This window comes from Agrococcus sp. TF02-05, from assembly GCF_017565345.1.
GTDB lineage: Bacteria > Actinomycetota > Actinomycetes > Actinomycetales > Microbacteriaceae > Agrococcus > Agrococcus pavilionensis.
Genome location: NZ_JAGEKO010000007.1, coordinates 228,829 through 247,072 on the forward strand (window position 1 = coordinate 228,829; position 18,244 = coordinate 247,072).

Sequence of the window (18,244 nt, forward strand, 5' to 3'; positions counted from 1 at the left end):
TCCCATGCAGGAGTTCAGGCTGCCCGACCCGGGCGAGGGGCTCACCGAGGCCGAGATCGTCTCGTGGCGCGTGCGCCCGGGCGACTCGGTCGCCGTCAACGACGTGCTGCTCGAGGTCGAGACGGCGAAGTCGCTCGTCGAGCTGCCCAGCCCCTTCGAGGGCACGGTCGAGGCGCTGCTCGTCGAGGAGGGCCAGACCGTCGAGGTCGGCACCCCCATCATCCGCGTCTCGGGCGGCGACCCCGACGAGGTCGAGTCGGGCAAGCCGACGGAGGAGACGGTCGAGGCGGATGCGTCCGGCGGGGCCGTGCTCGTCGGCTACGGGGTGCGGGGCGGTGCCGAGACGCGCCGTCGGAAGCCCCGCACGGTGCAGCACCCGCCCGCGCCCGAGCCCCCGACGCCGGCCGCGCCCGAGCCGCCCGTGCCCGCCGAGCCACACGACGCATCCGGCCCGGTGCTCGCGAAGCCGCCCGTCCGGAAGCTCGCGAAGGACCTCGGGGTCGACCTGCGGCAGGTGACGGCGACCGGCCCGATCGGCGACGTCACGCGCGACGACGTGCAGCGTGCCGCGCAGGCACCGGCGGCGGCGCCGCAGCCGGCCGCATCCGCGCGCGTCGCGTGGAGCGGCGGGCGCGAGGAGCGCATCCCGGTCAAGGGCGTGCGCCGCGCGACCGCGCTGGCGATGGCCCAGTCGGCGTTCACGGCGCCGCACGTGTCGGTGTTCACCGAGGTCGACGCGACGCGCACCATGGAGCTCGTCAAGCGGCTCAAGGCGTCCGACGCCTTCGCGGGCGTCAAGGTCTCGCCACTGCTCATCATGGCGAAGGCGATCCTGTGGGCGATCGAGCGCTCGCCGGAGGTGAACTCGACGTTCTCCCCCGAGGAGCTCGTCGTGCACCGCTACGTCAACCTCGGCATCGCCGCGGCGACGCCGCGGGGGCTGCTCGTGCCCAACATCAAGGATGCGCAGGAGCTCTCGCTCGTCGATCTCGCGCGCGCGATCGAGCAGCTCACGCTCACGGCGCGCGAGGGCCGCACGCCGCCGGCCGACATGCAGCACGGCACCTTCACCATCACAAACATCGGCGTCTTCGGCATGGACACCGGCACGCCGATCCTCAACCCGGGCGAGAGCGGCATCATCGCGCTCGGCGCGATCCGGCAGAAGCCGTGGGTCGTCGACGGCGAGGTGCGGCCGCGCTGGGTCACGACGGTCGGCGGCTCGTTCGACCACCGGGCGGTCGACGGCGACACGATCAGCCGCTTCGTGGCCGACGTCGCGTCGATCCTCGAGGAGCCGGCGCTGCTGGTGGAGTAGTCGCCCGACCCTCAGCTCCACCGCTCAGTCGAACAGCGGCCCCGCCTGCGGCCGCCACCACTCGTCGTCGGGCGTCACGGGCATGCGGCGCTTGTGCTCCGTGCGCGTGTAGCGGTCGACGATGTGCTCCGCGACGTCGGGCTCGACGTCGCGCCCCTCGAGGAACGCGTCGATCTGCTCGTAGGCGAGGCCGAGCTCCGCCTCGTCGGTCTGGCCCGGGCGCTCGTCGAGCAGGTCGGCCGTCGGCGCCTTCTGCCACAGGCGCTCGGCGGCGCCGAGCTCGCGCAGCAGCTGCTTCCCCTGCCGCTTCGTGAGCCCCGCGAGCGGCAGCACGTCGGCGCCGCCGTCGCCGTATTTCGTGTAGAAGCCCGTGACGCCCTCGGCGGCGTGGTCGGTGCCGATCACGAGCAGGCCGAGCTGGCCGCCGATCGCGTACTGCGCGATCATCCGCGCCCGCGCCTTGACGTTGCCCTTGTGGTAGTCGTCGACCGCGCCGACGCCCGCCTCGATCGACGCCTCGAGCGCGTCGACGCCCGGCTTGACGTCGACCGTCACCTTGCGGTCGGCGCGGATGAAGTCGAGCGCGAGCTGCGCGTCGTCCTCGTCGTGCTGCACGCCGTAGGGGAGGCGCACGCCGACGAAGCTCGCCTCGCCGCCGGCATTCCGCACGCGCTCGACGGCGAGCTGCGCGAGGCGACCGGCGAGCGTCGAGTCCTGGCCGCCGGAGATGCCGAGCACGAAGCCCTTCGCGCCCGTCGCGGCGAGGTAGTCGACGAGGAACTGCACGCGCCGCTCGATCTCCTCGGCGGGATCGATCTCGGGGCGGGACCCGAGGGCGGCGATGATCTTGAACTGGGCTGTGCCGGTGGGGATGCGCTCCATGGCGAGAGCCTACGCTCGCGATGTTTCCGGAGTGCTACGTCCGCTGGGAGTCCGCCGAGATTGACAATCGTTCTCACTAAGGCGTAGCGTCGACCCGTGCGGCACGGCGTCGCACTTGGACAGGACTCCCATGCGACCCACGCAGACCACCGCCCTCCTCAGCACCGTCGGAGCGGCGGCGCTCGTGCTGACCGGATGCGCCGGCTCCGCCATCGGGGCGGGCTCTGCCGAGGACCGGCTCGAGATCGTCGCGACCACGACGCAGCTCGCCGACATCGCCCGCGAGGTCGTGGGCGACGAGGCGCAGGTGACGAGCCTGCTGCGCCCGGGTGCCTCGGCGCACAGCTTCGACCCGGGCCCCGCGGCGCTCGCGGCGGTCGCCTCCGCCGACCTGCTCGTCGTCAACGGCGCGGGGCTCGAGGGCTGGCTCGACAGCACGGTCGAGGCCTCGGGCTTCGCCGGCACGCTCGTCGACACCTCGGAGGGCATCGACCTCATCGTCGCGGGTCACGACCCGCACGAGGGCCACGACCACGGCGACGAGTCGCATGGCGACGGTCACGAGCACGACGACGAGGCGCACGCCGACCACGACCACGCGCACGAGCCCGACGACCACGCCGGCCACGACCACGGCGAGTTCGACCCCCACGTCTGGACCGACCCGGCCAACGCGATCGCCCAGGCGGAGGCCATCCGCGACGCGGTCACCGCCGCCGACCCCGACGCCGACATCGACGCATCCGCCGCCGCGTACCTCGACCGGCTCGCCGAGCTCGAGTCGTGGATGCGCGCCTCGATCGAGCAGGTGCCGGTCGAGGAGCGGCTCGTCGTGACGACGCACGACACGTTCGGCTACCTCGAGCGCGCGTTCGACGTGCAGGTCGTCGGCACGGTGCTCCCGAGCCTCGACGACAGCGCCGACGCGAGCGCCGCGCACATCGACGGCCTCGTCGCCGAGATCCGCGCCACCGGCACGCCCGTCGTCTTCAGCGAGAACGCGATCGACCCGCAGCTCGCGGCCACGATCGCGCGCGAGGCGGAAGTCGAGCTGCGGCAGGGCGAGGATGCGCTCGCGGCCGACGCGCTCGGGCCCGAGGGCAGCCCGACGGGCACCTACATCGGCTCGCAGCTGCACAACACGACCGCGATCGTGACCGCGTGGGGCGCCGAGCCGCTGCCGGTGCCAGGATCGCTCTCATGAGCGCACCCGTCGTCGAGATCGCCGACGCCTCCTTCGGCTACGGGGGAGCGCCGGTGCTCTCGGGCGTCTCGTTCGAGGTGCGGGCGGGCGAGGCGGTCGCGCTCATCGGGCCGAACGGCGCCGGCAAGTCGACGCTGCTCGCTGGCTTGCTCGGCCTCGCGCAGCACGAGGCCCGCGTCTTCCGCGTGCCGAGCGCGCGCGGCGAGATCGGCACCCTCCCGCAGTCGAGCGAGATCGACCCGGCGTTCCCCGTCACGCTCGAGCAGGTCGTCGCGATGGGCCGCACGCCGCGCCTCGGCCTCAAGTGGCCGGGCAGAGCCGACAAGCGCATCGTCGCCGACGCCATCGAGGCGGTCGGGCTCGCCGAGCACCGCGGCGCGCGGTTCGGCGACCTCTCCGGCGGGCAGCGCCAGCGCGGGCTCCTCGCTCGCGCGCTCGCGGGCGAGCCGCGGCTGCTGCTGCTCGACGAGCCGTTCAACGGGCTCGACCACGGCTCGCGCGACGCGCTGCTCGAGACCGTGCGGCGCCTCAAGGGGCAGGGCGTCGCCCTGCTCATCACGACCCACGACCTCGACCTCGCGCGCGCGGTGTGCGATCGCACGCTGCTCGTGAACGGGCGGCAGATCGCGTTCGACGAGACCGGATGCGTCCTCACGCTCGAGCGCGTCGAGGCCGCGTTCGCGAGCCACGTCATCGAGATCGACGGCCACACGCTCACGACGACCGAGCACCACGAGGCCGCGCACCACCACCATCACCACCACGTGCTGCAGGACGACGACGCCGCGGCCGCCCCGCCCCGATGACGCCGATCGCGGCGCTCCTCGACCCGTTCACGCCGTTCTCCGCGCCGTTCATGGGGCGGCCGCTGCTGCTGCTGCTCGCGCTCGCGATCGCAGCCGGCACCGTCGGCGTGCTCGTGAACCTCCGCCGGCTCGAGTTCTCGACCGACGGGCTCACGCACGCGGTGTTCCCCGGCCTCGTGATCGGCGCGGCGATCGGCGGCGCCGCCGGGCTCATGCCCGGCGCGATCGGCGCGGCCGTCGTCGCGGCGGTCGTGCTCGCGCTCATCTCCCGCCGCGGGCAGCCGCGCGACACGGCCGTCGCGATCGTGCTCACCTCCTTCTTCTCGCTCGGCGTCGTGCTCGTCTCGGCTTCCGGGGGCAGGTCGGGCAGCCTCTCCGACTTCTTCTTCGGCCGGCTGCTCACGATCACCTGGGCCGACCTCGGGGTGTCGCTCGCGCTCATCGGCATCGCGGTGCTGCTCGTCGTGCTGACCGCGCGGCCGCAGCTCTACGCCGCGTTCGACCCTGCGGGCGCCCGGCGCGCCGGGCTCCCGGTGCTCGCGCTCGAGGTCGTCGGCACGGTCGCGATCGCGCTCGTCGTCGTCGCCGCATCCGCCTCGGTCGGCACGCTGCTCGCGCTCGCGGTCGTGATCGTGCCCACCGCGGCGGCGCGCGCGCTCACCCGCTCGCTCGCGGCAGCCGCCGTCGTCGCGATCGGCTTCGGCGCCGTCACGGGCTGGCTCGGCCTCTGGGCGGTCGTGCAGCTCGCGGTGCTCGGCGTCGATGCCGCGCCCGGCGCCACGGTCGCGCTCACGATGATCCTCGGCTACCTCGTGGCGCTCGCGATCGGCGCCGCACGGGGTGCATCGTCGAAGCGGCCAGCGCCCGAACCGAGCAGGGCGGGGGTGGCCTCGTGACGCTCGACTTCTTCTCCCGCGCGCTGCTCGAGGTGACGCTCGCCGGCGCGCTCGCCGGCCTCGTCGGCGTGCTCGTCGTGCTGCGCGAGCGCGCCTTCTTCACGATGTCGCTCACCCACGCGACCTTCCCCGGCGCCGTCGCCGCGGCGATGCTCGGCGTCTCGATCCCGCTCGGCGCCGCCGTCGCGGCGGTCGCGCTCGTCGCGATCGCGGTCGGCATCGGCCGCATCCGCTCCCAGGGGCCGGCCGTCGCCTCGGGCATCATGCTCACCGCCGGCTTCGCGCTCGGCGCGCTCCTGCAGTCGCTCAGCCCGCTCGCGATCGACGTCGAATCGTTCCTGATCGGCCAGGTGCTCGCGGTCTCGGGCGCCGACATCGCGCTCACCGCGACGCTGCTCGCGCTCGCGATCGTCGTGTGGGCCCTCGCGGGCCCGCACCTCGTCTTCTCGAGCGCCGACGAGGGCGGCTACCGGCGCGCGGGTCTGCGCCCCTGGATCCCCGAGGCGCTCGCGCTCGCGCTCATCGCCGCGACGGTCGTCGCGATCATGCCGGTCGTCGGCGCGATCCTCGGCGTCGCGCTCATCGTCGCGCCCGCCGCGGCCGCGCGGCTCGTCGTGCGCGACTGGCGCGCGATGCTCGTCGTCGCGCCGCTCATCGCGATCGCCTCCGGCGTGCTCGGGCTCCTCGCCTCGCGCTGGCTCGAGCTCGCCGCTGGCGGCGCGATCGCCCTCGTAGCCGCCGCTTTCTACGGCCTCGCCTGGATCCGGGCCGAGGCCGCCCGCCGCCCGCGTGGCACGATCGAGACGAGGACACCATGACCGCCCCCGCTCCCCGCCGCAGCACGAAGCAGCGCGAGGCCGTCCGCGAGGCGCTCGAGGCGAGCGACGAGTTCGTCTCCGCCCAAGCGCTGCACCAGGCGATGCGCGCGGAGGGCTCGACCGTCGGGCTCGCGACCGTCTACCGGGCGCTCGCGGCGCTCGCGGGGGACGGCGAGGCGGATGCGCTGCAGTCGGCGGGCGAGCTGCTCTACCGCGCGTGCACCAAGACGCATCACCATCACCTCATCTGCCGCTCGTGCGGCCGCACCGTCGAGCTCGAGGCGGCGGCCGTCGAGCGATGGGCGGGGCAAGTGGCTGCCGCGCACGGCTTCATCGAGCCCGATCACGTCGTCGACATCTTCGGCCTGTGCGCAGAGTGCGCGGCCGCGCGGAGCGGCTCCGCGCGCTGATCCTCCCGAGGGTGAGGACTGCCCATCGCGCTCGGGCGCTTCCGATGTGAGACTGTCTCGACGAGACCGAGGGGAGCCCCAGTGACCGCTCAGCGCAGTGCCGCTCAGCCCAGCGCCTTCGGTGCGCGCCGGCCCAGCAGCGAGCAGCAGCCCACGCTCCTGCAGCAGATCCAGCAGCGCGAGCAGCAGCACGCGCAGTCGCAGGAGCCGCCGGCCGGCCGCCGCCCGGCCGAGCCCGGCCCCTACGACCAGCCGCTCGCGCAAGGATCCATGCCCTACGGCTCGAGCGTCGGCGGTCGCGCGACTGCCGGCGGGGTCGAGAATCCCTACAGCGAGCAGCCGAGCTCCCCGTCGCCGTGGCCCGAGCGGCCGGCGGCTGCCCTCCCGGCGCGCCGCATCTTCGGCATCCAGCCCGTGCTCTTCGTCGGCATCTGCCTGCTCGCGATCGTCACGCTCGTGACGGTCGTGCTCATCTTCGTCGGCGACTTCGAGAGCCAGGCGTCGCGCGTCGTCTGGACGGTCGTCGTCTTCCTCGCCTTCACGGGCCTGCTCGCGCTCGACCTCGTGCTCGCGCGGCGCTCCGCGACCCCGCTCATCATCGGCGTCGCGGCGAACATCTACCTGCTCGCGGTGCTCATGATCTCGATCTGGATGCGCGGCACGGGAGACGAACCGTGGGATGACGACTGGCTCTTCGGCGAGCTGTTCGGCATCACGCTGCTGACGATCCTCGTCGTGCGCGCGGCCGCCGCGGGAGCGTGGGGGCTCATCTCGCTCGGCGAGCGCGGCCGCGCCGAGATGGCGCGCATCATCGGGCTCGTCGCCGCGGCGCTCCTCGGGCTCGTGGGCATCCTGCTCACGCTGCACTTCGCGATCGAGGCCTTCGGCTTCGAGGTGACCGAGTGGTACTGGCGCGCGACCGTCGCGGCGATCGTCGTGACGGCGCTCGCGGCGTCCGTGACCGTGCTGCTGTTCTGGAACCGCCGCAACATCGACTGGCAGGAGGCCGAGGCGCGTGGCGAGCACGTGCGGCGCCCCGCGGCGCAGTCGGTCGGCGGCGCTGCGAACCCGACGGCGATGCACCCGGGAGCTGCCGCACCGCCGATGCCGCAGGCTCCGCGGCAGCCGGCTCCCCAGCCCGCCCCGCAGCCGGGCGCGGGCGGCCTGCTGCCCTGGCCGACGTACGCCGACGGCACGCCGTTCCCGATGGGCCCGGACGGGCAGCCGGTCTTCCCGCCGCAGCGCTGACGCCCGGATCCCAGGCGGGTATTGCCGCGAGCGCGCCGCATCGCGTACGATTGACCCTTGGCGCGGTTCCGGCCGCGCAGCGCACGCCTCCTCCAAACCCCTCAAAGGCTCGGCTTCGGCGTGTGCAGGCAAGTGATCTTGGGCAGGCCCTCGGGCCTGCGGTACCCAATTGGAGGCACCATGGCAGCCGTATGCCAGGTGACCGGAGCCACTCCCGGCTTCGGGCACAACATCTCGCACTCGCACCGGCGCACGAAGCGTCGCTTCGACCCGAACGTGCAGCGCAAGACCTACTTCGTCCCGTCGCTCAAGCGCAACGTGACGCTCAACGTCTCGGCCAAGGGCATGAAGGTCATCGACGCCCGTGGCATCGAGGCCGTCGTCCGTGACATGCAGGCTCGGGGGGTGAAGCTCTGATGGCGAAGAAGGCGCAGGACGTCCGTCCGATCATCAAGCTCCGCTCGACTGCGGGCACCGGCTACACGTATGTGACGAAGAAGAACCGTCGCAACAACCCTGACCGACTTGTGCTGAAGAAGTACGACCCCATCGTGCGTCAGCACGTCGAGTTCCGAGAGGAGCGATAAATGGCCAAGAAGAGCATGATCGCCAAGAACGAGCAGCGGAAGGCCATCGTCGCCCGCTACGCCGAGAAGCGCGCAGCCCTCAAGAAGGCGCTCGTCGACCCGAAGAGCACCGACGAGGAGCGCGAGGCCGCCCGCATCGGCCTGCAGAAGCTGCCCCGCAACGCCTCGCCGGTCCGCGTCCGCAAGCGCGACGCGATCGACGGCCGCCCCCGCGGCCACGTCGGCGACTACGGCATCTCGCGCGTCCGCTTCCGCGACATGGCGCACCGTGGCGAGCTGCCCGGCGTGACCAAGTCGAGCTGGTAAGCACCGACTCACCCACGAAGGCCCCGACCCCCGCGGTCGGGGCCTTCGTCGTCCCCGGATGCGGTGGCACCGGCCCGGAGGCGCGCGGGATCAGGCGGTCGCGTCCTCGAGCTCGCAGGTGCAGTCCTTGAGGTGTGCCCATGGCGGGTCGCTCGCGCTGCACTGCGCGGGTTGGTGGCTCGAGAGGTCCCAGATGTCGACGCCGCGGTCGACGAACGCGGGTCCGGCGGGTTCGGGTTCGTCGAGGTAGATCTTGCCCGTGGGGCTGGTCCATTCGAGGACGCCGTGGTCGAGCTGGCGGACGGTCCAGGCGGTGGCGTGCTTCATGAGGTGGTGGCGGCGGCACAGGTGGGCGAGGTTCGAGAGGGTCGTGGGCCCGCCGTCGGCGTGGGCGATGGTGTGGTCGGCGTCGGCTCTCGAGACGCGGTTGGTGCAGCCGGGCCAGCGGCAGCGGCCGTCGCGGCGCTGGAGCCAGCGGCGCATGGCCCGGTTGGGCTTGTACGTGTCGACCGCGACCGGGACGCCGGTGACGGGGTGGAGGAACAGCCGCTCCCAGGTGATCGTCTCGGAGGCCAGGGCTCGCACCGTGGCCGCGTCGACGAGCGCCCCGCCCTCGAGGGCACCGGAGAAGCGCAGCTGCGGCTCGTCCTCGTCGGTCTGCTTCAGCAGCTCGGTCGCGGGGATCGTGACCGTCACGGTCGCCGAGATCGGGTTGATGCGGTGGAGGTCCTCCGGCGTCTGGCCGGTGAGGAGCGTCTCCATGAGCGCGTCGAAGCGGTACTGGTCGAAGGTGCGCGGATCGTCCTTCGGCTTGGCGCGGGCGGCGTCGGTCGCCCGGTTGAACGCGCCGTGGATGGTCACCGACGGGCCCGAGAGCGACAGCGTCGAGATCCCGCCATCGCCGTCGTCGACCCAGCCGCGGCGTTGCTCGACCGCCCGGTCGTGGCGGCGCTGCAGCGGCTCGGCCATCGCCCGATCCACGATCCGCCGCGCGCGCGAGCGCAGCTGCGACGGGGTCACCCGCTCGGCGATCTCCACCAGCTCCGCCTCGACCCTCGCGCGATCCTCGGGGTCGACCGCCGGGTCGGTGCGCAGCGCCTCCGTCGCCTGCTCGATCGTCCGCAGATGGGTGCCGGTGATGCGGCCGGCCTTGTGCGAGGCGTGCGCGGCGGGGAGGTCGGTGACGGTCGTCCACGCGCCGACAAGCCTGCGCTCCATCGCGCGGTCGGAGAGCCGCAGCTCGGCCGCGAGGACCGAGGCGCTCTCCTTGACCGCCATGCCGCTGTCGCCGCCCGCGTCACGCAGTCGCTGCAGCTCCGCCGCGAGCACTTCGCGCTCCTCCGCCTCGAGCCGCGCGCGGCGCTGCTCGATGGCCCGCATCCGGCCGGCGACCGCATCGAGGGCGCGCACGTGCTCCGAGCGGGCATCGATCGTGCCCGGCAGCGGCGGCACCTCCATCCGGCCCGCGATCACCTCCTCGACCTCGGCGTCGCTCAAGCGCGCGAGCCGCTCCGCCCACTCGCGGTCGTAGGCGGCGAGCTCCTCCTCGAGCTCATCGGCGGTGCGGCCGCGCGGGTCGATCGCGCCCGCACGGATCGACGCGATGTACTCCTCCGCATCGAGCCCCGACCACTCATCCATGCGGGTATTCCACCACGGGCCACTGACACGCGAGCGGCCGCCGGAGGAGGCTGTGGAGAACCCGTTTGACCCGGTCAGACCCGGGTGATCACCGCATCCGCCGGTGCCACCGTGAGCCACCGCCAGCCATAGGGCTCGAGCTCCAGCTCGAGCGTCCCGTCGATCGTGATCGACTGCCCGTCGAAGCGATCGGTGAGCGTCACGGGCCCGTCCTCCGATGACACCGAGAGCCGCACCGCCTCGCGGCCGTCGCCCAGGTTGTGGAGCGCGAGCATCGTCCACTCGTCGCCACGCGCGACGTGCCCGAGCACCGCGCGCTGCCGCACGCCGATGACCTCGAGGGTCGACCACGCGAGCTGCGGCGTGTCTCGGTACATCGTCGTGAGCCTCCGGATGTGATGCCAGAGCGAGGCCGGATCGCGTCGCTGGTCGGCGACGTTCACCCGATCCGGCCCGAAGTCGCCCTCGACGATCGGGCGCGTCAGGCTCGATGCCGGCGCGCTCGAGAAGCCGCCGCCCGGCCCCGGTTCCCACTGCATCGGCGTGCGCACCGCGTAGCGTCCCGGCACCGCGAGCTCCTCGCCCATGCCGATCTCCTCGCCGTAGAACAGCACGGGGCAGCCGGGGAGCGAGAACATGAGCGCGTAGACCATCCGCACGGCGCGCTCGTCGCCGAGCATCGTCGGCAGCCGCCGCCGGATCCCGCGACCGTAGACGCGCATCCCCTCGTCCGGCGCGAACGCCTCGAAGACCTCCTCGAGCTCGTCGGGCGCGAGCTTGTCGAGCGTGAGCTCGTCGTGGTTGCGCACGAAGTTCGCCCACTGGCTCGCGTCCGGCAGCTCGGGCCGCTCGCGCAGCGCCTGCGCGAGCGGCGTCGCGTCGCGCCGCGCGAGCGAGAGGTAGAGCCGCTGCATCGAGACGAAGTCGAACTGCAGCTGCAGGCCGGCCGACTGCCCGTCGGCGTGGAACCACTCGAGCTGCTCCTCGTGCGTGAGGTTCACCTCGCCGAGCAGCGCGACCTCGCCGTTGCGCCGCGACGCGAAGCGCTGCAGCCGCCGCAAGTGCTCGGCGCCGTCGTAGTCGGTGCCGGCGGGCTGCGTGCCGTGCTGGTCGGCGTCGCTGAAGAGGAACGGCACCGCGTCGACGCGGAAGCCCGAGACCCCGAGCTCGAGCCAGAGCCCGAGGTTGCGCTCGATCTGCTCCCTGACGGCCGGATGCGCGATGTTGAGGTCGGGCTGATGGGCGCGGAAGTGGTGCAGGTAGTACTGGCCCGTGCGCTCGTCGAGCGTCCAGGTCGAGTCCTCCTCGCCCGGGAAGACGGGCGGGTCGGGGTTCGCGGGCGGCTCGTCGCGCCACACGTACCAGTCGCGGTGCGGCGAGTCGCGCGACGAGCGCGACGAGCGGAACCACGGGTGCTCGGCCGAGGTGTGGTTCATGACGAAGTCGATGATCACGCGCATGCCCTGCGACCGCGCGACGCGGATCGCCTCGACGAGGTCGCCGAGGGTGCCGAGCCGCGGGTCGACGGCGAAGAAGTCGGTGATGTCGTAGCCGTCGTCGCGATCGGCGGTCGGGAAGAAGGGCATGAGCCACAGGCACGTCACCCCGAGGTCGGCGAGGTCGTGGATGCGCGACACGAGTCCCTGCAGGTCGCCAGCGCCGTCGCCGTCGGAGTCCTGGAAGACCTGCACGTCGAGGCAGTAGATGACGGTGTTGCGCCACCAGTGGTCGGCGTAGTCGATCGGGTGCGGACTCACGCGCCGGCCCGTCCCGACCCGGCTCCGAGGGCCGGCAGCACCCGCTCGCCGAACGCGTCGATGAAGGCCGCCTGCTCCTTGCCGACGTGGTGCAGGTAGACGCGGTCGAAGCCGACATCGAGGATCTCGGCGATCCGCGCCTCGTGCACCGACAGGTCGCTCGAGACCGTCACGGCCTGCCGGATCTCGTCGTCCGTCGCGCCCGCGGCGGCGCGCTCGAGCTCCTCCGCCGTCGCGAGGTCCCACGACTCGGGCGCGCCGATCGTGCCGGTCGCCCACTGGTCGCGCGCGATCGCCATCGCGTCGGCCTCGTCGGGCGCCCACGACAGGTGCAGCTGCGCCGCCGCCTCTCCGCGACCGCCCGCGTCGCGGTAGCGCGCGAGGATGTCGCGCAGGGTCGCCGCGTCGGAGGCGACCGTGATGAGCCCATCCGCCCACCGCGCGTGCGATGCCGCCGAGTCGGCGGTCACTGCCGCGCCGAAGAGCGGCGGCGGCTCCGCGGGCAGCGACCACACGCGCGCCCGGTCGACGACGATCTCGCCCGAGTGCGAGACCTCCTCGCCCGCGAGCAGCCGCCGCATGACGTCGACCGACTCGTCGAGCCGCCGCACGCGCGTCGCCTTGTCGGGCCAGGGATCGCCCGTGATGTGCTCGTTCATGTTCTGGCCCGAGCCGAGCGCCGCCCAGCAGCGCCCGGGGAACATCTCCTCGAGCGTCGCGATCGCCTGCGCGACGATCGCGGGGTGCATGCGCTGGCCCGGCGCGGTCACGAGCCCGAGCGAGAACGACGTCGATGCGAGCGCGGCCCCGAGCCACGCCCACGAGAAGCCGCTCTCTGCCTGGCGCGTGCTCCAGGGCGTGTGGTGGTCGGAGCACATCGCCGCCTGGAAGCCGGCCTGCTCGGCATGGCGCACGTGATCGAGCAGCGCGGAGGGCGCGATCTGCTCGTGCGAGGCGTGGAACCCGATGAGCGTCATGGCCCCCACGGAACCGCGCCGACCGCATCCGGTCAATCGGCGTTCGTCCAGGTGGGCGTGGGAACGGGGCGACGGATGCGTCGAAGGGCGCCCCGATGGAGTGGAATGGGCCGGTGACCCTCCGACGACTCCTGCTGCCGATCGACGCGCTCGGACCGGCCGACACGACCGCCCGGATCGTGCAGCTCATGGCGGGGCTCGCGCTCTACGGCCTCTCGCTCGCGATGCTCGTGCGCGCCGACCTCGGCGTCGGGCCCTGGGACGTCTTCGCGCTCGGCATCGCGAACCACCTGCCGATGACCTACGGCACCGCGACGGTCGTCGTCTCGTGCCTCGTGCTGCTCATCTGGATCCCGCTGCGGCAGCGACCGGGGATCGGCACGCTGCTCAACGGCTTCCTGGTCGGCCCGGCCGCCGACGTCGGGCTGTGGCTCATCCCCGAGACGAGCGAGCTGTGGGAGCAGATCCTGCTGCTCGCGGGCTCGATCGTGCTGCTCGCCTTCGCGACCGGCGTCTACATCGCGCCCGCGCTCGGGCCCGGGCCGCGCGACGGCCTCATGACGGGGCTCGTGCGCATCACGGGCTGGCGCATCTGGATCATCCGCACGTTCATCGAGGGCACGGCGCTGCTCGTCGGCTGGCTGCTCGGCGGCCCGGTCGGCATCGGCACGGTCATCTTCGCGTTCGGCGTCGGGCCGCTCATCGGGCTCTTCCTGCCCTTCTTCGAGCGCCGCCGGGCCGCGAAGGCGAGCCGCCTGCGGGCCGCGCGCCTGGCCGCATCGACGGGAGAGTGACGGCCCGACGCATCCGATTTGTCCCCCGAACGCGTTCGCAGTCTGCGAAAAACCCCGGAAACCGCGGCGTGTCGGGGTGTTCCTGCGCCGGATCGGCGGCCTCGGGTCTACGTTCGGGGTTGGTCGGAGCCCCTGGGGGCCCCGGCGGATGCCCGCCTCCAGGCGGGCCCGACATGCCACATCCAGGAGGACACCATGGCTGAGACCATCAACAAGACCACCCTCGCTTCGAAGATCGCCGCGACGACCGACCTCTCGCAGGCCAAGGTCAGCGCCGTCCTCGACGCGCTCTTCGACGAGGTCTCGGCGGCCGTCAAGGCTGGCGACAAGGTCTCGATCCCCGGCTTCTTCAGCGCCGAGCGCACCGAGACGGCCGCCCGCACGGGCCGCAACCCGCAGACGGGCGAGGAGATCCAGATCGCCGCGGGCCACCGCGTCAAGCTGACCGCCGGCTCGAAGCTCAAGGCTGCCGTCAAGTAGCTCGCACCGCACACAGCACCGGGAGGGGCGTCGCCGAGAGGCGGCGCCCCTCCCGCGTCCCAGCCGTACAGTGGTGCCCGTGAGCGCATCCGATGGGGGTCGTCGCGGCGCACCGCTCGACGCGGGCGACGATCGGGGCGACGCCCCCGCGGCTCGCGCCGAGGCCGCCGAGCTGCTCGCCGCCAGGCTCGACCGCCCGATGGGATTCCTCGGCGTCGTGTTCCTGTTCGTCGTGCTCGGCCAGCTGCTCGTGACGGAGCCCGGCTGGACCCGCATCCTCGCGATCGCCGGCTGGGTGCTGTGGGGGATCTTCGTCGCCGAGTTCCTGCTGCGGGCGTACGTCGGCGGCTTCGGCGCCGCGTTCTGGCGCCGCAACTGGTGGCAGCTCATCTTCCTCGCGATCCCCTTCCTGCGGTTCGTCCGCGCGCTGCAGGCCGTCCGGCTCCTCCGGCTGACGCGCGTCGCGCGGGTCGGCGGGATCCTCTCCGCCGGCGTCCGCGGCTCCCGCTCCGCGGGCCGGCTGCTCTCGAGCCGGATCGGCTGGCTGGTCGCGGTCACGCTCGTCGTCATCCTCGCCGCCAGCCAGCTGCTCTACGCGATGGAGTCGCACTCCGACTTCACGACGGCCCTGTACGAAGCCGCGATGGCCACGATCACCGGCGCGGGGATCACCGCGGACGACCCGTTCGCGAAGGTCGTGCAGCTCGTGCTCGCCGTCTACTCGGTCGGCGTGTTCGCGGCCGTGGCGGGCTCGCTCGGCGCCTTCTTCCTCCGCCGGCAGGAGGAGCCGGTCGCGCCGCGCGGCGACGGCGGTCCGGACGAGGCCCGCCCATAGCGTCGGTCACTACCCTGGACGGGTGCAGCGCCTCCGTCTCCTCGCCCCGGCGCTCGCGATCCTCGCGGGCCTCGCCGCGCTCTGGGCGGCGCTCGAGTTCGGCGGCGGCGCCGACCCGCTCGCGATCGAGGATCCCGGCCCGCTCGTGCGCTACGGCCTCCCCGTCGTCACGATGGTGCGCAACCTCGCGATCGCCGCGTCGTTCGGCGGCCTCGTGCTCGCGTGCTTCGCGCTCGTGCCCGGCAGCCGCGATTGGAACCGCTCGCTCGACCTCGCCGCCCTCTCGGCGGGCGTCGCGACGGTGCTGCAGGCGTTCGTCGGATTCTGGACCTTCCGCCAGCTCGTCTCGAACCCCGTCACCGCCGACGACGAGTTCGGCAACCTCCTGCAGCTGTTCTTCGTCGAGATCGAGACCGGCCGGCTGCAGCTCGGCACGATGCTCTCGCTCGCGGTGCTCACCGTCGTGCTGCTCGTCGTGCGCGGCTCGACCGCCGTCGCGTTCGCCGTCGTCGGCTGGGCCGTGCCGCTCTGGCTCATCGCCTCGGGCGGCCACGCGGGCGGCACCGCCAACCACGCGCTCGCCGTCTCCTCGCTCCTGCTGCACCTCATCTTCGTCTCGATCTGGCTCGGCGGGCTCATCCACCTCGCGGTGCTCGTGCGAGGCCGCGACGACGAGAGCCATGACGACGCATCCGCACCCCGGAACAGCGCCTACGGCGACGTGCTCCTGCGCTACTCGAGCCTCGCGCTCGTCAGCTTCGGCATCGTCGCCTTCACCGGCATCGTCTCGTCGTGGGTGCGCATGGAGGGCGACTGGTTCAGCGAGTACGGCATCCTCTCGATCGCGAAGGCCGTGCTGCTCGTCGTGCTCGGCGCCTTCGGCGCGTGGCAGCGGATGCGCATCCTCACGCCCGCGCGCGAGTCGCGCTCCCGCGTGACCGGCAGGGCGGTCGCGCTCATCCTCAGCCTCGAGCTGATCGTGATGGGCGTCACGGCCGGCGTCGCCGCGGGCCTCGCGCGCACGGCGACGCCCGTGCCCGAGGTGCCGCCGGGCGCCGAGGCGAGCCCCGCCGAGATCCTCACGCAGCAGCCGCTGCCGCCCGAGTTCTCGCCGATCCGGCTGCTCACCGAGTGGCGCATCGACCCGCTCTGGACGGTCATCTGCGCGCTCCTCGCGTTCTTCTACGTCGCGGGCGTCGTGCGGCTCGCGCGCCGCGGCGACCGCTGGTCGGGCGGTCGCACGTTCGCGTGGCTCGCGGGCATCGCGCTCCTGTGGTGGTGCACGAACGGTGCGCTCAACGCCTACCAGGAGTACCAGTTCTCGCTGCACATGCTCGTGCACATGCTCATCGGCATGGCCGTGCCGGTGCTGCTCGTGCCCGGCGCGCCCATCACGCTCGCGATGCGCGCGATCGCCAAGCGCCGGGACGGCTCGATGGGTGGCCGCGAGTGGATCCTCGCGATCGTGCACTCGCGCTACCTGCAGGTGATCGGGCACCCGATCGTCGCCGCGGTCATCTTCGTCGCGAGCCTGTGGATCTTCTACTTCACGCCCATCTTCGAGTGGTCGATGCGCGACCACCTCGGGCACGTGTGGATGGTGCTGCACTTCCTCGGCGCCGGCTACCTCTTCGTGCAGGCCATCATCGGCGTCGACCCGGGCCCCGCGCGGCCGCCCTACCCGCTGCGTCTCACGCTGCTGCTCGGCACGATGGTCTTCCACGCGTTCTTCGGGCTCTCGATCATGATGGGCGACGCGCTCATGCTCGCCGACTGGTTCGGCGCGATGGGCAACGGCATCGACGCGCTCGAGGATCAGCGGGTCGGCGGCGGCATCGCCTGGTCGGTCGGCGAGGTGCCGACCGTCATCATGGCGATCATCACGACGATCAAGTGGTCGCGCAGCGACCGCAAGGAGCAGAAGCGCAGCGACCGCGCGGCGGCGCGCGACGGCGATGCCGAGCTCGGCGCCTACAACGCGATGCTCGAGAGGATGGGGAAGCGATGAACGACCAGGCGACCGAGACCGGCACCGCGGAGCGGCCGGAGCAGCGCCTCCCGGAGGAGCTCGCGGCGCTCGCGCGCGGGCGTGAGCTGCGCATCACGATCGTGCGGCACGCCGAGACCGAGCACAACACGAACCACCTCATGCAGGGCTGGTCCGACTCGCCGATCACGGCGCTCGGCACGCGCCAGATCGAGGCGGTAGCGCGCCACCTCGCGAGCGAGCGCTTCGACCTCTGCTTCTCCTCCGACCTGCAGCGCACCCGCACGACGGCCGAGGGCATCCACGCGGCCCTCGACCCGGCGCCCGAGCTCGAGCTCACCGAGCTGCTGCGCGAGTGGAACTTCGGCGGCCACGAGGAGCGCAAGGCCTCGGACGTCTGGCGCGAGGTCATCGTCGAGCACGGCTTCGAGGTCGACCGCGAGCTGAGCGCCCTCGGCGCGATCGCCGACCAGGTCGGCTGGCGCGGGCTCTTCGACACGATCGCGCAGCTCGACGCGAGCGGCCAGGCCGAGCAGGCCGCCGCGATCGTCCTGCGCGCCGACAGCGCCCTCGAGCACGTCATCCGCGCCGCGGCCGACGTGCCGGGCGACGGCGCCGTGCACGTGCTCGTCGTCTCGCACGGCGGCTTCATCACCTCGCTCCTGCGGCAGCTCGTGCCCGAGCTGACGCCCGACGTCATCCTGCCGAACTGCTCGATGACGACGGTGTCGCTGCCCGCGGGCACGACCGTGTGGCAGCTCGACCGGCTCGGCGAGGTCGCGCCGGTCGAGTAGCGGGTCAGTCGCGCGACGGCAGGTGCACCGCGATCTCGTAGCGCGCCCGCGGGTCCTCGTCGTCCGCGTGCTCGCCCGAGAGGCCGAGCTTCGCGTAGAAGTGCTTCGCGACGTCGAGCGACTGCCACTCGAGCACGCGGATCCGCGTCTGCTGCTCCGCCCAGTCGCGCACCGCCTCGAACAGGGCCGTCCCCGCGCCGTGACCGCGCGCATCCGGAGACACCCACAGGTCGTGCATGCGCGCGATCGACCAGTCGCGGTGCGGAGCGGGGCCGTAGTCCTGCGCGGCCGCGTAGCCGACGACGCGGCCGTCGAGCTCGGCGACGACGATGTGGTGCGCGGGGTTCTCGACGAGCGCGACGAGGCGCTCGCGGTAGCGGTCGACCTTCTCGTCCTCCTCGTCGACCGAGCGGTGCGCGGCGAGCATCGGCAGCAGGGCCTCGGCGTCGGCCGTCGTCGCCCGCCGGATCGTGATCGCGCCCTCGCTCATGGCGCCAGCGTAGC

Annotated in this window: 20 protein-coding genes; 15 read left to right on the plus strand and 5 right to left on the minus strand. The window is 72.9% G+C overall.

The genetic code is table 11. The features are described from left to right. Positions 1 to 4: 4 nt before the first annotated feature. Positions 5 to 1,318, plus strand: coding sequence for a dihydrolipoamide acetyltransferase family protein (locus JQT67_RS08545; protein WP_208064287.1), 1,314 nt, complete (start codon positions 5 to 7; stop codon positions 1,316 to 1,318). 24 nt (positions 1,319 to 1,342) lie between these two features. On the opposite strand, the gene nadE is transcribed toward JQT67_RS08545, so the two are convergent. Continuing rightward, entirely contained in the window at positions 1,343 to 2,200 is an 858-nt protein-coding gene (gene nadE / locus JQT67_RS08550) for an ammonia-dependent NAD(+) synthetase (protein ID WP_208064288.1), read from the minus strand. Positions 2,201 to 2,330: 130 nt separating this feature from the next. Here nadE and JQT67_RS08555 point away from each other — a divergent pair, with 130 nt between their 5' ends. The 9 genes from JQT67_RS08555 to rpsN all read left to right on the plus strand — a co-directional run bounded on the left by JQT67_RS08555 (position 2,331) and on the right by rpsN (position 8,475). After that, positions 2,331 to 3,404: a metal ABC transporter substrate-binding protein gene (locus JQT67_RS08555; protein ID WP_208064289.1), complete on the plus strand. Its 1,074-nt coding sequence runs from the start codon at positions 2,331 to 2,333 to the stop codon at positions 3,402 to 3,404. Continuing rightward, positions 3,401 to 4,210: a metal ABC transporter ATP-binding protein gene (locus JQT67_RS08560; protein WP_208064290.1), complete on the plus strand. Its 810-nt coding sequence runs from the start codon at positions 3,401 to 3,403 to the stop codon at positions 4,208 to 4,210. The genes JQT67_RS08555 and JQT67_RS08560 overlap by 4 nt, the downstream gene beginning before the upstream one ends. Beyond that, positions 4,207 to 5,106, plus strand: coding sequence for a metal ABC transporter permease (locus JQT67_RS08565; RefSeq protein ID WP_208064291.1), 900 nt, complete (start codon positions 4,207 to 4,209; stop codon positions 5,104 to 5,106). Before JQT67_RS08560 ends, JQT67_RS08565 begins: the two co-directional genes overlap by 4 nt. After that, positions 5,103 to 5,924 (plus strand): metal ABC transporter permease, encoded by an 822-nt coding sequence (locus JQT67_RS08570; RefSeq protein WP_208064292.1) that lies wholly within the window; start codon positions 5,103 to 5,105, stop codon positions 5,922 to 5,924. Before JQT67_RS08565 ends, JQT67_RS08570 begins: the two co-directional genes overlap by 4 nt. Next, positions 5,921 to 6,334 (plus strand): Fur family transcriptional regulator, encoded by a 414-nt coding sequence (locus tag JQT67_RS08575; RefSeq protein WP_208064293.1) that lies wholly within the window; start codon positions 5,921 to 5,923, stop codon positions 6,332 to 6,334. Before JQT67_RS08570 ends, JQT67_RS08575 begins: the two co-directional genes overlap by 4 nt. A gap of 81 nt (positions 6,335 to 6,415) precedes the next feature. Then, positions 6,416 to 7,582 carry a hypothetical protein gene (locus tag JQT67_RS08580; RefSeq protein ID WP_208064294.1) on the plus strand — a complete coding sequence of 389 codons (1,167 nt, stop codon included), beginning with the start codon at positions 6,416 to 6,418 and terminating at the stop codon, positions 7,580 to 7,582. A gap of 180 nt (positions 7,583 to 7,762) precedes the next feature. Next, entirely contained in the window at positions 7,763 to 7,999 is a 237-nt protein-coding gene (gene rpmB / locus JQT67_RS08585) for a 50S ribosomal protein L28 (RefSeq protein WP_021010542.1), read from the plus strand. Continuing rightward, on the plus strand, positions 7,999 to 8,169 hold the full coding sequence (gene rpmG, locus JQT67_RS08590) for a 50S ribosomal protein L33 (RefSeq protein WP_021010541.1): 171 nt from the start codon (positions 7,999 to 8,001) through the stop codon (positions 8,167 to 8,169). The genes rpmB and rpmG overlap by 1 nt, the downstream gene beginning before the upstream one ends. Further along, positions 8,170 to 8,475: a 30S ribosomal protein S14 gene (rpsN, locus tag JQT67_RS08595; protein ID WP_021010540.1), complete on the plus strand. Its 306-nt coding sequence runs from the start codon at positions 8,170 to 8,172 to the stop codon at positions 8,473 to 8,475. Between the two features lie 90 nt (positions 8,476 to 8,565). On the opposite strand, the gene JQT67_RS08600 is transcribed toward rpsN, so the two are convergent. The 3 genes from JQT67_RS08600 to JQT67_RS08610 form a co-directional block, all read right to left on the minus strand. Beyond that, the gene (locus tag JQT67_RS08600) at positions 8,566 to 10,116 is read right to left on the minus strand and encodes an HNH endonuclease signature motif containing protein (protein ID WP_208064295.1); all 1,551 of its coding nucleotides are present in this window, start codon (positions 10,114 to 10,116) and stop codon (positions 8,566 to 8,568) included. Between the two features lie 74 nt (positions 10,117 to 10,190). Next, positions 10,191 to 11,873, minus strand: coding sequence for an alpha-amylase family protein (locus JQT67_RS08605; protein ID WP_307864272.1), 1,683 nt, complete (start codon positions 11,871 to 11,873; stop codon positions 10,191 to 10,193). Next, positions 11,870 to 12,850, minus strand: coding sequence for a TIGR03885 family FMN-dependent LLM class oxidoreductase (locus tag JQT67_RS08610; RefSeq protein ID WP_208064296.1), 981 nt, complete (start codon positions 12,848 to 12,850; stop codon positions 11,870 to 11,872). The genes JQT67_RS08605 and JQT67_RS08610 overlap by 4 nt, the downstream gene beginning before the upstream one ends. 113 nt (positions 12,851 to 12,963) lie before the next feature. Between JQT67_RS08610 and JQT67_RS08615 the strand changes: the two genes are divergently transcribed. The 5 genes from JQT67_RS08615 (at position 12,964) to JQT67_RS08635 (ending at position 17,740) form a co-directional block, all read left to right on the plus strand. Further along, positions 12,964 to 13,644 carry a YitT family protein gene (locus tag JQT67_RS08615; RefSeq protein WP_208064297.1) on the plus strand — a complete coding sequence of 227 codons (681 nt, stop codon included), beginning with the start codon at positions 12,964 to 12,966 and terminating at the stop codon, positions 13,642 to 13,644. A gap of 195 nt (positions 13,645 to 13,839) precedes the next feature. Then, complete coding sequence (locus JQT67_RS08620; protein WP_021010536.1) at positions 13,840 to 14,124, plus strand: HU family DNA-binding protein; 285 nt, start codon at positions 13,840 to 13,842, stop codon at positions 14,122 to 14,124. Positions 14,125 to 14,203: 79 nt separating this feature from the next. Beyond that, on the plus strand, positions 14,204 to 14,959 hold the full coding sequence (locus JQT67_RS08625) for a hypothetical protein (RefSeq protein WP_307864273.1): 756 nt from the start codon (positions 14,204 to 14,206) through the stop codon (positions 14,957 to 14,959). Between the two features lie 22 nt (positions 14,960 to 14,981). Next, positions 14,982 to 16,967 carry a cytochrome c oxidase assembly protein gene (locus JQT67_RS08630; RefSeq protein ID WP_208064298.1) on the plus strand — a complete coding sequence of 662 codons (1,986 nt, stop codon included), beginning with the start codon at positions 14,982 to 14,984 and terminating at the stop codon, positions 16,965 to 16,967. Continuing rightward, a complete protein-coding gene (locus tag JQT67_RS08635; RefSeq protein ID WP_208064299.1) occupies positions 16,964 to 17,740 on the plus strand; it encodes a histidine phosphatase family protein in 777 nt (258 codons plus the stop codon). Before JQT67_RS08630 ends, JQT67_RS08635 begins: the two co-directional genes overlap by 4 nt. 4 nt (positions 17,741 to 17,744) lie before the next feature. Here the strand turns inward: JQT67_RS08635 and JQT67_RS08640 are convergent, their stop codons facing one another. Beyond that, complete coding sequence (locus JQT67_RS08640) at positions 17,745 to 18,230, minus strand: GNAT family N-acetyltransferase (RefSeq protein ID WP_208064300.1); 486 nt, start codon at positions 18,228 to 18,230, stop codon at positions 17,745 to 17,747. Positions 18,231 to 18,244: the final 14 nt, after the last annotated feature.